At 34.0% G+C, this 14521-nt stretch carries 11 protein-coding genes; 8 read left to right on the top strand and 3 right to left on the bottom strand.

All coding sequences use genetic code 11. The features are described 5' to 3' along the window. Positions 1–333 precede the first annotated feature (333 nt). The 3 genes from IPM51_09750 to IPM51_09760 are packed head-to-tail and all read right to left on the bottom strand — an operon-like array spanning position 334 to position 4978. A complete protein-coding gene (locus IPM51_09750; GenBank protein ID MBK9284587.1) occupies positions 334–2289 on the bottom strand; it encodes a tetratricopeptide repeat protein in 1956 nt (651 codons plus the stop codon). A 29-nt stretch (positions 2290–2318) separates the two neighbouring features. Continuing rightward, entirely contained in the window at positions 2319–3605 is a 1287-nt protein-coding gene (locus IPM51_09755; GenBank protein MBK9284588.1) for a tetratricopeptide repeat protein, read from the bottom strand. Positions 3606–3607: 2 nt separating this feature from the next. Further along, positions 3608–4978, bottom strand: a complete 1371-nt coding sequence (locus IPM51_09760) for a SpoIIE family protein phosphatase (protein MBK9284589.1) — start codon at positions 4976–4978, stop codon at positions 3608–3610. 83 nt (positions 4979–5061) lie between these two features. Here IPM51_09760 and IPM51_09765 point away from each other — a divergent pair, with 83 nt between their 5' ends. From IPM51_09765 to IPM51_09800, 8 genes are all read left to right on the top strand, one after another. Then, the gene (locus tag IPM51_09765; GenBank protein ID MBK9284590.1) at positions 5062–6195 is read left to right on the top strand and encodes a COX15/CtaA family protein; all 1134 of its coding nucleotides are present in this window, start codon (positions 5062–5064) and stop codon (positions 6193–6195) included. Beyond that, a complete protein-coding gene (locus IPM51_09770; GenBank protein ID MBK9284591.1) occupies positions 6192–7139 on the top strand; it encodes a hypothetical protein in 948 nt (315 codons plus the stop codon). Before IPM51_09765 ends, IPM51_09770 begins: the two co-directional genes overlap by 4 nt. A gap of 81 nt (positions 7140–7220) precedes the next feature. Then, positions 7221–8690, top strand: a complete 1470-nt coding sequence (locus IPM51_09775) for an amino acid permease (protein ID MBK9284592.1) — start codon at positions 7221–7223, stop codon at positions 8688–8690. A gap of 5 nt (positions 8691–8695) precedes the next feature. Further along, entirely contained in the window at positions 8696–9562 is an 867-nt protein-coding gene (locus IPM51_09780) for an OmpA family protein (protein MBK9284593.1), read from the top strand. Positions 9563–9628: 66 nt separating this feature from the next. After that, on the top strand, positions 9629–11041 hold the full coding sequence (locus IPM51_09785) for an MBOAT family protein (protein ID MBK9284594.1): 1413 nt from the start codon (positions 9629–9631) through the stop codon (positions 11039–11041). Next, positions 11041–12354, top strand: a complete 1314-nt coding sequence (locus IPM51_09790) for a hypothetical protein (GenBank protein MBK9284595.1) — start codon at positions 11041–11043, stop codon at positions 12352–12354. Before IPM51_09785 ends, IPM51_09790 begins: the two co-directional genes overlap by 1 nt. 10 nt (positions 12355–12364) lie before the next feature. After that, positions 12365–14317, top strand: coding sequence for a S46 family peptidase (locus IPM51_09795; GenBank protein ID MBK9284596.1), 1953 nt, complete (start codon positions 12365–12367; stop codon positions 14315–14317). Beyond that, positions 14286–14516: a S46 family peptidase gene (locus IPM51_09800; protein MBK9284597.1), complete on the top strand. Its 231-nt coding sequence runs from the start codon at positions 14286–14288 to the stop codon at positions 14514–14516. Before IPM51_09795 ends, IPM51_09800 begins: the two co-directional genes overlap by 32 nt. Positions 14517–14521: the final 5 nt, after the last annotated feature.

Here is a 14521-nt window from a genome sequence, read left to right on the forward strand (position 1 = left end):
TTTCATTGTATTGTTTTTTGGTTTTATATTTTTTGTTGATTTCATTTTTTATGTGCTTGTTTCTACTTTATTGTACGCAATTGTTACATCAAGGTTATTAACTATAAGGTAGAATTAGATGAATGACTGATTTTGAAAATCTAAATCAATAAAATAAAATGACGACGCTCCTATTTCTTCGATGAGGGATTTTTTTGAGTAGATGGATATGAACAATGCGTAGTTAAAAGCAATTTGGATTTTTGCCTGTCATTTAAATTTAGAACCGTTTATCCAAATGCGTTAAAATTTGGGAAATTTTATTTTATGAAATATGGGTAACGAAGCCGGAATTCAAAATTTCAATCCAATCACACAAACATCATCAATTTGTTCATTGGAGCCTTTCCATGCTTCAAAAATGAGGTTTAATTCTTCTTGTTGCCCCTTCATTTCGGAGCGTTGAATATTTAAGAAAGTATCTTTTAGGTTTTTATTCATGAACTTTTTTCCTTTTGAACCTCCAAATTGGTCGCTGTAGCCATCGGTAAATAAATAAAGTACATCTCCTTTTTTAATGGTGGTTTCAAAAGTAGTAAAGGGTTCGTTAGAAATGCCCATTCCTACCGGCATTTTATTATTTGCAAATTTGCTGAGGTTTCCGTTGGATATTAAAACGGGACTGTTATTGGCAGCTGCGTAATTTATGGTTCTTGTATTTGCTGTATTTGTGATTTCAAAACGCAATAAAACTCCGTCAAATCCATCTTTTTGTCCTTCTTTACTAATATTATCTATTAACCTTTGTCGTACAAACTGAAATACTTCTCCGGGTTCTGTAATATTTTTCTCATTAATGGCTTCTGCCATAAAGGAGATATTGAGTAAACTCATAAATGCTCCGGGTACGCCATGTCCGGTTGAATCACAAACGGCCAGGTAAAAGTATTTATCGGTTTTTGTGGCCCAATAAAAATCACCGCTTACAATATCCTTTGGTTTGTACAAAATGAAATTTTGAGGAAGAATCTGATCAATAAAATCGGTATGAGCTAAAAGTGTAGTTTGAATACGTTTGGCATAATGTATGGAATCTAAGGTATCTTTTTGATGTTTTTCAATAATTATTTTTTGTTTGTGTGTTAAACGATAACGGTTATAAATGAAAACCGACATGATTAACACCAACAATAAAACGATGCTTACGCTCCAGGTTAAAATATTTTGCCTTTGCTTTTTAGATGCTAGTATAGCTGCCTGAATGGAATTTTCTTTTTCTATTTCCAGTTTTTCTTTTTCAAAATCGTGTTTGAGTTCTATTTTTAAAATATCATTTCGATTATCCAAAACAATTAAACTGTCTTTACTGATTTTAGCTTTTTCTAGGGCGGTAAATGCTTCTTTAAATCGTCCGGTTTTTTTATAAAGCTTAGCGAGTAAATCCTGATTTTTATAAGTTTGTTCAAGGTTGGTGATGGATTCGAGAATATTTTGCGCCTTTAGTAAATAAATTTCTGCCTGCGTAAAATTGTTTAAATCTAAAAATACATTTCCCAATAGATTAGAGGTAGAAGCTACGCCGGCTAAATCAGAAATACTATCTCTTATTTTTAAGCTCCGACTTAAATAAGCAATGGCTTCATTCGCGTTATTTATTCCTTTCAAATACATGGCATTGCCTATATTATTTAAGGCAATGGCAATACCTTTGGGTTGAGAAATTTCTTTTTTGATGACCAGGGCATCGTGATAATATTTCAAAGCCGAATCATATAACTGACGGTATTCATAAACACTGCCTAAATTAATTAAAGTAGAAGATATCCCTTTAACATCATTCAGCTTGCGCTTTAATATTAAGGTACGTTTATAATAAATTTCGGCATCATCGTATTTTTTTTCGCTGGCAAAAATAATGCCTATATTATTTAAACAATTAGATACTCCTTTTTCATGATTAATATTTTCAAAAATACTTAGCGCAGTAAAAAAACTTTCCATCGCCTTGTTGAAATTACCCTGGTACCAACTCGCAATACCAATAGAGCCTAAGGCTTCAGCTTCCCCGAATTCAAAATCTAATTTGTTGGCTATTATTCGGCTTTTTTCTCCGTAATAAATGGCGCTGTCAAATACGCTGGTTCTTACAAATTCTTCTGCCTTTTTATTTAACCTTTTTACTTCAACTGTGTCTGCTAAACTTAAGTGTGTGATTTGTGCAGAAGTTTGCAATGTACTAGTTTGAGCGTAAGTATATGAATGGTGTAGGATAAAAAATAATAATGTAGTAAAGAAAAACCTTTGCTTCAATAGAAGAGTATTAATATTTATTAGGATACTCAAGAATTAGATTTTTTAATTTTGGATAGAATTTTAGCAACCATTTTTTCACTTGGAATTTGCGCACTTTGAATTCGCTGAGCATATTGTATAGAATCCAATATTTCTTTTTGTTTATCTTCCACCAATTTTTTCTGTTCTGATATAAGGGTATTTGATTTTTTCTTTTGTGCATAAGCCCGATACGCCAAAAAAAGCAGAATAGCCAAACCTATGAGCAAAGTGTATAAATATTTTTTCTCTCTGTTCTTCTCAATTACTTCCGCTTCTTTTTCCTTTAATGAATTTTCTGTTTTGATTAATTCATTTTTTACTTCTGCTTGCAGCATTTTCCCTTTTTCTTTTTCGAAGGCTAATTCACCTTCAATTTTTTGTGCTATTTGATTGAATTCATAGGCTTGCTTATACTTATTTTGATTTACATAAATTTCAGATAGACGTAAAGCGCAATCTCTCTTCACTCTTTTATTTTGAAGTGAATCAGCTCTTTTATATGCAATTAAGAAATGATTTTCTGCTAAATTTATTTTTTCGGCGGCTAAATAGGCGGATGCAATCGCAAAAAAGGAGTTTGTGATTCCGTGTACTTCAGGGATGAGTTTGTATATTTCCATCCCTTCTTTGGCCAGACTTAAAGCTGTATCCGGTAAATTTTTTTTTAGAAATATTTCTGATAATCCAATAGATGAATTAGCGTATGCTGCCAATAGATTGCCTTTTTTCTGTAAGCTTCTCGATTTGTTTAAATAAATAATTCCGCTGTCCAATTGATTCAATTCAATAGACAATAAGGCAAGATTGGTATAGGCCCCTGATAACTCGTAGTAATCATTTGTATTAGCATTTTCTTGTAAAACTAAATAGTAATATTTTTTGGCTTCATCATAATTTCCTTCTTTGGTCAATAAATTACCGATGTTGTTATAAACTGCTTTTTTTTCACTTATAAAATTGTTTTTATCACAAAAATCAAGATACTCATAACTGTATTTTAAAGATTCATGGTACAAAGATTTATAGAAAAATATTTTTGATAAGACCAAATAATGTTTGAGTGTACCTCTATGGTATTTTATTTTTTTGGAAAGAACTAAACCTTTAAGGAGATTAACTACATTTTCGTTCGATTCGTACACAGGGTATTGTGAATGTAATAAATAGTATAAATTAACTTTATTGCTATCATCCTTAGCCTGATGAATAAGATTTTTTAAGGAATCTAAATTTAATTTGGCTTGACCTTTATATCCAATAAGCAAAGCTATTATTACAAGAAATTTTTTCAATTTTATAACTTAATACCTATTAAACAAACATCGTCTACTTGTTCCAGTTTTCCTTTCCAATTATTGAAGTAATTTTGCAATTTTATTTTCTGTGATTTAGCATCCTCCCGGCAATTGCTTTTCAATAATTCATTTAAGGTTTTATATTTCAATTTTTTTCCTTTCGGACCGCCAAATTGATCGGCATATCCATCCGTGTAAAGATACAAAACATCGCCTTTTTGATAATTCAATTCAAATAAGCCGAAATGCGATGTTTTAGGTCCTTTTCCTACCGGCATTTTATCGCAGCTTAATTCATTTATTACATCTCGGGATAATAAAATTGGTGCATTGTTTGCAGCGGCATAGGTTAATTTAACCGGCGTTGCTGAATTAATTGTTTTTTCAAAACAAATTAAAATTCCATCAAATCCATCTTGTTGTCCCTCATTGCTTATGCTTTCAATTAATCGCTTACGGGTATGTTCCAAAACACGATGCGGTTCAAAAATATTTCTTTCAGTAATCGCCTCATTTAAAAAAGAGATATTGAGTAAACTCATAAAAGCACCGGGTACGCCATGTCCTGTACTATCGCATACCGCCAGATAAAATAAATCACGACTTTCATGTTGAATATGAATGGCCCAATAAAAATCGCCACTCACTATATCTTTAGGCTGAAATAAAACAAAGTGTTCAGGTAAATTATTGTTGAGCAATTCTTCATTAGCTAATAAGGTATATTGAATTTTTTTAGCATAATTAATACTGTCAATTATTTCTTTATTCCTTTCTTGGATCAGATTTTTACTTTCTTCGAGTTCAGTTTTAAAGATAATAACCACCAGTAAAGAGGTAGCTAAAACGGTAAACAGATTGAATAGATAAATTCCCATTGACATAGGAAAGGGTATAATGGCTAACGGTTGAACATTTACATTACCAATGATGGATAGTATTAAAAAAACAACGGTAGTAAAAACAAATAATAAGCCGGTTTTAACTTTGGGAAAAATAATTACAGGTGGTATACTGATTACCAAAAAGCCTAAATAAAAACCCGAATCTTTACCACTAGCAATTGATGCCGCCATAAAAAAAACAGGTGCCATAATACTGATGAAATAGCGACCAACTGCTAAACCAAACCACTTGTTTAAAAATAGAGGAAGTATAAATACCACTATACCTAATACAAAAAGGATGGAAAGGGGGTATAAAGCAGTTGCAGTAAATAGAAGGGCATAATTTGTGCATAAAGGTACGCCCAGTAAACTTATAATATTCACTAATCGGGTTTGTTCGGCCGTTTGTTCGCTTGCGTTTTCAGGTATTCCCCATGAAGCAATTTTGAGCAGTAAAGTTTTCACCACCTTAAACTTAAGCATTTCTCATCAATTTTTTTTCAGAATAAGGCAAGGGAATAAAATTATTTTGTGAAGCATTACATTTATTTCTTAATTCTGATAAAATGATTAAAAATTATAGATATTCCTTAGTTTTAAAAGACATTTGCCTTAATTTTACGGCAGAAATGGAATTGCTAAAAGAATCAGAACATAAATCCGTCATTTATTGGCTTTTACTAGGGTGCTTTTTGATTTATGTTATGGTAGTAGTAGGATGTTTAACTCGCTTAACACATTCGGGTTTATCAATCACCGATTGGAATTTTATGGGTTCTGTTCCGCCTTTAAACGAAAGCATGTGGCAGGAAAGATTTGAGGCTTATAAACAAAGTCCTGAATTCAGTAAAATAAATTACGACATGACTCTTGCTGAATTTAAACCTATTTTTTTATGGGAATACATTCATCGTATGATTGGCAGAACCATGATGTATGTTTTTAGTTTCGGTTTACTGTACTTTATCATTCGGAAAAAAATATCAAAGAAAATGTGGCCCGGTTTAGGATTATTATTTTTTATGGGAGCCATGCAAGCGGTCATTGGATGGTGGATGGTGTACAGCGGATTGCAAAGTAAACCGGCGGTAAGTCATTATCGATTAGCGATTCACTTGATGAGTGCATTCACTTTATTCGCATTTACATTTTGGTTCGCCCTTAAATTAATTTTCAATAATGGTATATCCGAAAAAAACGAAAGCCGAAAACTAAAACTTCCTTTCTTGTTCTTTTTCATAACGCTTATCACACAAATTGTTTTTGGCGCATTTACCGCAGGATTTGTTGAAGGAGATTCTGCTAAAGTGCGGCCCGGTCATATTTATAATACCTGGCCAAAAATGGGTGAGGAATGGATGGCAGAAACGGTAACAGCAAAAAATGGTTTTTTAGAGAATGTGTTTGAAAATGCGGCAGGCATTCAGTTTACACATCGTATGTTAGCCTTATTGGTGGTACTAAGTATTTGTATTATTTGGTATAAGGCAAATAAATTAAAACTAAATGTTTATCAGCAAAAGGCCATCACTTGGCTCATTTATGGAGTTACCATACAATTTATGTTGGGTGTATTCACTTTATTGTACAATGTGCCTGTGGTATTGGGCGCCTTACATCAAACCGGTGCTTTTTTTCTTTTCGCAATTAGTATTTACTTTGCATTTCATTTGTATAAAAAACCCGAATCTGCTTTATGAGTGAATTCAAAGAACAAGAAACAGAGACATTTGAGTACACTACTCAAGGTTTTCCGCCTAAACCCATAATGAAAGAACGGGGAGGTAATGCTGTTATGCGTTCCTTATTAAGTTTATTTATTTATGCCCTCTTGTTCTATTTTTTATTTAATGATGTGACCTATATTGCTGCCATTTTAATTGTTATTATCATACATGAGTTAGGACATTTTTTATTTATGCGTTTGTATAATTACAGTAATGTCAAAATTTTTATTTTCCCGCTTTTAGGGGCATTTACGAGTGGAAAAAAACAAAATGTGTCACAAATGCAATTGGCCACTATTATTTTGGCTGGGCCTGTTCCGGGTGTTATTATCGGTTCAATATTATTTTATTTGAATTTAGAGTGGAAAGACGAAACCGTAAAAATGCTCTCTACTACATTTTTATATATCAATTTATTAAACTTTCTGCCTTTTTATCCTTTAGACGGAGGTCGTTTTTTGGAAACTTTGTTTTTTAAACAAAATCATTTGCTAAGATTGGTTTTCGGAATCATTTCCATTATGGCACTTTCCTTTTTGTTTTTTTATAGTCCCATTATGCTTATTGTTCCTATTATGGTTGGATTGGAATTGTATAATGAAACTAAACATCAGAAAATTCGGGATTACCTCGTAAATGAAAAAATAAATTATAGAACTGATTATCCAAATTTACCGGACAAGGATTATTGGTTAATTCGAGATTGTTTGATTTTGTCATTTCCGAAAAAATATCCCGGAATTCCGGCCGGAAACTATCAATACCATATGGCAGAGCCGGTACTTGTGCAACATGTGAATGCTGTACTGCAGGTTAATCTTAAAAATGATTTAAGCATATTTCAAAAAATTTCGCTTATAATTTTCTATATACTCATTTTTATTGCGCCTTTGGTGTTTCTGATCAGAAACATTTAAAACTCTTCTATTTATTTTTTTGTTTATTTAAAGTTTAATTGGTTATTTTGGGTAAACAAGCACAAATTATTTATGTCGGTAATGAGAGTTAAACCCGTATCTGCTTTTGAAGCAGATATGAAGAAGAGCGATTTAAAACGAGTTCTAACTAAATGGGGACTAACTTCCCTTGGAATTGGAGCAATCATAGGCGGCGGTATATTTACCTTAACCGGAATTGCAGCGCATGATTATGCGGGTCCTGCTTTAGCCTTAGCCTTTGTTATTGCCGGAATAGGATGTTTATTCGCTTCTTTATGTTACGCTGAATTTGCTTCTGTACTTCCGGTAGAAGGAAGTGCTTATGCTTATGCGTATGGAACCGTTGGAGAATTATTTGCCTGGTTTATCGGTTGGAATTTGATTTTGGAATACATGATGGGAGCAACAACCGTGGCCGTTGCTTGGAGTGGCTACTTTGTAAAATTATTACACCTCTTCGGATTAGAATTTCCGATTTGGTTGTGTAATGATTTGGCTACCGCCACCGAAAAATGTGCAGAACTTGGATTAGCAGCGCCATCATTTGCTTTTAACTTACCCGCTTTTTTAATTACCTGGGTTGTTACCGCCATTTTGGTTAAAGGAATTAAAGAAGCAGCCAATACCAATAATATTATTGTTGTTGTAAAAATTGCAGTAGTGTTATTTGTAATTATTGTTGGTGCATTTTATGTGAATACGGAAAATTGGACTCCTTTCATTCCTGATAAAGTGCCTGTTCTTGGAGAAAATGGAGAAGCTACCGGTGCATTTAAGTTTGGTTTTGGCGGTGTACTAACTGCTGCTACCATTGTGTTTTTTGCTTATATCGGATTTGATGCAGTTTCAACGCAAGCAGGAGAGGCCATTAATCCCAAAAAAGATGTTCCGTTTGCCATTATCGCTTCTTTAATTATTTGTACCCTATTATATATTTTAGTTTCCTTAGTGCTTACCGGTATGGTAAAATACGATCAGTTAGATAAAGCTGCTCCGGTTGCCTCCGCATTTTCAGGTATAGGTATCAATTGGGCCGTGTTTATTATTACATTGGCTGCTACCGCAGGATTAACATCCGTTATGTTGGTGATGATGCTCGGACAAACCCGTATTTTCTTGGGTATGGCTAAAGATGGGTTGTTGCCGAAGTTTTTCAGAGATCTTCATGTGAATTTTAAAACGCCTCATAAAAGCACCATTTTGGTAGGAGCCATTATTTCAATTGTTGCGGCATTTACACCAATTGATAAAGTGAGTGAAATGTGCAGTATGGGTACCTTATTGGCATTTGCTATGGTTTGTGTTGCGGTAATGATATTACGCGTTAAAAAACCAGACATCGAAAGACCATACAAAACACCTGCAGTATTTTTAGTAGGTACACTTGGCGTATTATTCAATATTTTCTTAATGACGCAAGTTCGTCCAGCAACCTGGGTGTTTTTCCTGGTTTGGGGAACAGTGGGGATTATAGTTTACTTTATCTACAGTAAAAATCACAGTAATTTAAATAAACCGAATTCTAATTAAGTGTAATGAAAAAAAAACAAGTCAGATCTTTCTTTTTTTTGATAGGGATGACGCTGTGTTTTCAGAATTATGCACAAGTTAAAATTGATACACTCAGATTTTATTTTGAAATCAATGAAAAGGAATCTGCAAAACATGCAGCCAGAATAGATTCTTTTATTCAAAATTCATTCGGGCGAGTTTATAATTTCAGTATTCACGGCTATGCTGATTTTTTGCATAACTCCGATTACAATAATCAATTGTCTGTCGCAAGAGCTGAAGGAATTAAAAGTTATTTGACGCAAAAAATCCCCCCCGTTCAAATAAATTCAATCGCAGTTAAAGGATTCGGAGAAGGTATGTCAAAAGATAACGGAACAAAAACCGGAGATCAATTTAACAGAAGAGTTGATGTTATTTTGGAACCCTTTGTGATTAAACACGAAGAAATTAATGAACCGCCTGTTGATACTGTAGTAGAAGAAGAACATCACGAAGAAATTTATAACAAATTAGAAAAAGGCGAAAGTCTGGCTATTGAAGGTTTAAATTTTATTCCAGGTCGGCATTTTATCGTAAAATCTTCCATTCCTATTCTCACCAAACTATTATCCACAATGAAAAAAAATCCCAATCTTAAGGTGGAGATACAAGGGCATATCTGTTGTTTAAAAGAAAAAGGAGATGGATTAGATATGGATACCGGAATAAAAAACTTATCACAATCCCGAGCAAAAGCCGTGTACGATTTTTTAGTGCACAACGGAATTGATAAGGACAGGCTCTCGTACAAGGGATTCGGACATACCAAACCAAAAATATCTCCGGAAGTAACTCCCGCTGATGAACAAATGAATAGAAGAGTAGAAGTACTCATTATCGATAAATAATACCTCAAATTTCCCCTCATTTGGGCCAAGGTTTATGGTCATTTTTGTTATTTTTGTGTGCAATAAATGACATTTAGCAGCATCACATTTTTAATTTATTTTCTGCCGGTATTTTTACTGATTTATCATTTAGTGCCGCATAAGTTTAAAAATGCGATTATTTTATTAGCCAGTATCTTTTTTTACAGTTGGGGTGGACCTAAATTTATTTTTGTGATTTTGGGCACCACATTTTTGGATTTCTTTTTGGTTAGAACCATGTCTGAACAAAAAACAAAGAAATCAAAAATGGCTTATTTGGTTGTATCTGTTTTATTAAATACCGGTTTACTCTTTTACTTTAAGTATTGTAATTTTTTCATCGAAAATATTAATGCTTTATTAGGCACTGAAATTGTTTGGTTAAAAGTAGCCTTACCTATCGGTATTTCTTTTTACACGTTCGAGAGTTTAACGTATGTGGTAGATGTATATCGCGGCGTGCATAAGCCGCTTAAAAATTTCTGGCACTATCAAACCTATATTTTACTTTTCCCCAAACTAATTGCCGGTCCCATTATTCGTTACCACGATATTGCTGATCAAATAACTAATCGCGAAAAAAATTATACGGCGGATATGAAGTTGAGCGGATTTTTAATTTTTTGCATTGGCTTAGGTAAAAAAGTAATCTTGGCTAATACATTGGGAATGCAAGCCGATGCGGTATTTAAATTAGAGGCCGATCAAATTAACACGGCCGCAGCCTGGGTAGGTGCCATTGCTTATACTTTTCAAATTTATTTTGATTTTAGCGGCTATAGCGATATGGCTATTGGTTTGGGGAAAATTATGGGTTTCAAGTTTCCCGAAAATTTCCGAAATCCTTATATATCCGCAAGCATTACTGAATTTTGGCGAAGATGGCATATTACTTTAGGTGCATGGATGAAAAATTATTTGTACATCCCTTTAGGTGGTAATCAAGTAACAACGGTTAAACTTTATCGCAACTTAATCATTGTTTTTCTGCTTTCCGGTTTTTGGCATGGGGCCAGTTGGAATTTTATTATCTGGGGCGCATGGCACGGCACTTTTTTGGTTTTGGAAAGATTATTTTTGGGAAAACTCCTTCAAAAAAGCACAAAATTTGTTGCTATACCTTTTACGTTTATAGTTGTGGTTACCGGTTGGGTTTTATTCAGAAATGAAGATTTAACTAAGGCTACAGTTGTGATCACAAAAATGTATTCTTTTAATTTCGAAGCCAGTAAATTTGCCATCAATAATGATTTTATTTTCATGTGTTCATTGGCTGTTTTATTTTCTCTTTTTGCCGTACTTTCAAAAACAGAAGCCTTACAGGATAAAATTTATGGTATTCAATTCACCCCGGGTGGGCGTTGGTTAGCCTTAGTAACCGGTGTAGCTTTATTTTATATTTCCTTAAGTTTTATTTCCGCTCTAAATTTTAATCCGTTTATTTATTTCAGGTTTTAATGTCTAAAAAAGTAAAAACATATTCCATTCATCTGCTATTAGCATTAATTGCTATTTCCATTCCCATGATGGTTTCTTTTACTAAGGATGATCACAAACCAAATTTAATTGGCATGGTGATTAACGATCAAAAGCCGGAAATGAATAAAACAAATTGGTTTAGCGGCCTTTATGCTTCTGAAATGGATGACTATAATAATGATTGTTGGGCTTATAAAGAATTGATGGTTAAACTTAATAACCAGTTTTACTACGATGCCTTCAATATTATGCGACTAGATAATTTTGTAACCGGGAAAGAGAACTATGTGTTTGGTGAATCTACCATACATTCTTACTACGGTGCAGATTATATGGGGAAAGAAAAAATTTCGGAGTTTTTAAGAAAATGTAAAGTGATTCAGGATACCTTGGAAAGAAAAGGAATAAGTTTGGTTTTAGCTTTTGCACCCGGAAAAGGAATTGGAGCTCCTGAATTTTTTGAAGATAAATACAAAAGACCAAGAGGAAAAACCAATATAGACGATTTTCTGGAAGTAAGTCAGCAAATGAAATTGAATCATATCGATTTGGTATCGTATTTCCATCAAATAAAAGATACTTGCCGATATCCTTTATATACCCGTTTTGCACATCACTGGACTTATTATTTTGAATGTTTAGCTGTGAAAAAAATTATTAATTACATGGAACAATTACGTCAGGTTGATTTGCCTGAAATCGGATGGAATACCCTTCAAATATCCGATACGGCACGCCATCGCGATCATGATGTATTGAAATCCATGAATCTCTACACCAAACCTCCGCAAAACATGCCATTGGCTTATCCGGATTTGCTGCTCGAATCGGATTCAACCAACGCAAAAGTTAAAATGCTTACCATAGCCGATAGTTATTGGTATGGAATAGTATATATGGATGTGCCTAAATATTGTTTTGATAACGGTCAATTTTGGTATTACAATAATCGGGTAGTTCCAAATCCTAGCCAAACCGAAAAAGTAGAAGCCTGGCAGTTGGATTTGAAAGAAAGTATTGAGCAATGCAAAATTGTTTTAATTCTGGGTTCAGACCCCGCTTTACCGGCTTTGGGTTGGGGCTTTGTGGATAATGCTTACGAGTTGTACACAAATCCAAAAGCTTATTACGAACGAATAGAAAGAACAAAACTGATTAAACAATACGAAAAACAAATTCGTGAATTGCCGAATTTGTTAAAGAAAAGTACACAAAATAGTATGGATCGAATGATAACCTTGGATAGCGCAATAAAATACGATGCCATGAAAATGGCTGGTTTAATCAAATAAAAATTTAAGAATGAAGAAACTATTAATTCTATGTACAACGCTTTTGTTTTTTGTTGCTAAAGCGGATGAAGGCATGTGGATGCCCCAAATGATTGCGGCCTTAAAATTTGCCGACATGAAAAAAAACGGATTCAAGTTAACGGCTGAACAAATTTACAGCATCAATAAAGCCAGTATGAAAGATGCTGTGGTTATTTTTGGCGGCGGTTGTACCGGTGAGGTGATTTCAGATAAAGGATTAATACTTACCAATCATCATTGCGGATTTTCTTCCATCGCCGCATTAAGTTCTGTTGAAAAAGATTATTTAAAAAACGGTTATTGGGCCATGAATGCCGGCGAGGAATTACAATGCAAAAATTTATCCGTAACCTTTATAAAAAGAATTGATGATGTTACCTTAAAAGTTATAGGTGATTTAAAACCCGGTTATACCGAAGTGGAGCGCGATTCCGCCATTCATTCCAAAATAGTATTACTCGAAAAAGCCTCAAAACAAAGTGATAATCAAACTATTTTTATTCGGCCTTTTTATTACGGAAATGAATATTATATGTTTACCGCCGAAGTGTTTAAAGATATTCGTTTGGTTGGCGCACCTCCTGAAAGTATAGGAAAATTCGGAGGAGAAACAGATAATTGGGTGTGGCCTCGGCATAACGCCGACTTCAGTATGTTCAGAATTTATGCGGGTAAAGATAATCAGCCTGCTGAGTTTAGTACAGATAACGTGCCGTACAAACCCGCTTATTCATTTCCGATTTCCATCAAAGGAGTTGAAAAAGGAGACTTTACTATGGTTTATGGTTTTCCGGGCCGCACACAAGAGTATTTAACTTCTTATGCCGTTGATTTTATTATGAATGTACAAGATCCGTTGCGCGTAAACTTGCGCGGTAAAAGATTAGAAATTATAGAAGCCACCATGAAAAAGAATGATACCCTTCGTTTGATGTATACCGGTGGCCACGCCAGAGTTGCGAATTATCATAAAAAATGGAATGGCGAAATGCAAGGCTTAAGACGTTCTAATGCCGTAGAGAAAAAACAGGACTTTGAGAAAAAATTAATGGACGTATTAAATGCTGATTCGAAGAAGAAAGAACAATGCGCCAAATTGATGAACGAATTAAAAGATTCCTATTTAACTTATGCGCCTATTAGCGTACAGTATGATTATTATGCCGAATGTTTGATGGGTGTTGATGCCTTTAGAATGCTGTCCCCATTAGTCGGTGTATTTGCCGAACTCGATAAAAAGAAAGCAGGAGTTGAACATAAATACGAGCAAATATTTAAAACGGCTGTACCAGCAGTTCCTTTTAAAAATTACGATACCCAAACAGATCGTAAATTATGTTATGCTATGCTGTCGGTTTATCAAAAAGAAATAAGCAGTAAACAAATGCCCTTTTTACTAGATTCTTTATTCAAAGCTTTTAATCAGGATGTGGCTAAATTAACCGATTATCTCTATAACAATTCAGTTTTTGTGGATAATAAAAAAGCGGCCGAGGCTTATGCGAATTTTGAAAGCAATGCAGATAAGTATCGCGGTGATATTTTTTATCGATTGGCTATTGATATTAATAATTATTATGCCAAGCAGGTGATTCCCGCATTAAAACATTTAGATTTTAAAATAAATGATTTACAAAAAGAGTACATGAAATTACTAATGGAAAACGTGAAAGATAAAAAATTCTATCCCGATGCCAATAGTACCATGCGTATTACCTATGGTAAAGTGGATGATTATTTTCCGAGAGACGGGGTAAAATATTTACACTACACTACGTTAGATGGACTAATGGATAAAAACAACACCGGGCATGATGATTTTTATGTTCCGCAAAGGTTAAAAGATTTGCATAAGAAAAAAGATTACGGAGTCTATGCCGATAAAAGCGGAAATTTAAGAGTGGCCTTTATTGGAAGTAATCATACCACGGGAGGGGAATAGCGGTTCGCCGGTGATTAATGCCAACGGCGAATTAATAGGCACAAATTTTGATCGCAATTGGGAAGGTACGATGAGTGACATTATGTATAATGTTAATTTTTGCAGAAATATCACTTTAGATGTGCGTTATACCCTTTGGTTGATTGATAAATATGCCGGTGCAGGTTATTTACTCAAGGAAATGAAGATTGTAAAGTAGCTTAT

The sequence above is a fragment of the Sphingobacteriaceae bacterium genome, from assembly GCA_016715905.1.
GTDB lineage: Bacteria > Bacteroidota > Bacteroidia > B-17B0 > Aurantibacillaceae > Aurantibacillus.

Coding starts and splice junctions, on each gene's coding strand:
- IPM51_09795 (MBK9284596.1), top strand. CDS start 12,365: ATGAAGAAACTATTAATTCTATGTACAACGCTTTTGTTTTTTGTTGCT.
- IPM51_09770 (MBK9284591.1), top strand. CDS start 6,192: ATGAGTGAATTCAAAGAACAAGAAACAGAGACATTTGAGTACACTACT.
- IPM51_09760 (MBK9284589.1), bottom strand. CDS start 4,978: ATGCTTAAGTTTAAGGTGGTGAAAACTTTACTGCTCAAAATTGCTTCA.
- IPM51_09780 (MBK9284593.1), top strand. CDS start 8,696: ATGAAAAAAAAACAAGTCAGATCTTTCTTTTTTTTGATAGGGATGACG.
- IPM51_09790 (MBK9284595.1), top strand. CDS start 11,041: ATGTCTAAAAAAGTAAAAACATATTCCATTCATCTGCTATTAGCATTA.
- IPM51_09785 (MBK9284594.1), top strand. CDS start 9,629: ATGACATTTAGCAGCATCACATTTTTAATTTATTTTCTGCCGGTATTT.
- IPM51_09765 (MBK9284590.1), top strand. CDS start 5,062: ATGATTAAAAATTATAGATATTCCTTAGTTTTAAAAGACATTTGCCTT.
- IPM51_09775 (MBK9284592.1), top strand. CDS start 7,221: ATGAGAGTTAAACCCGTATCTGCTTTTGAAGCAGATATGAAGAAGAGC.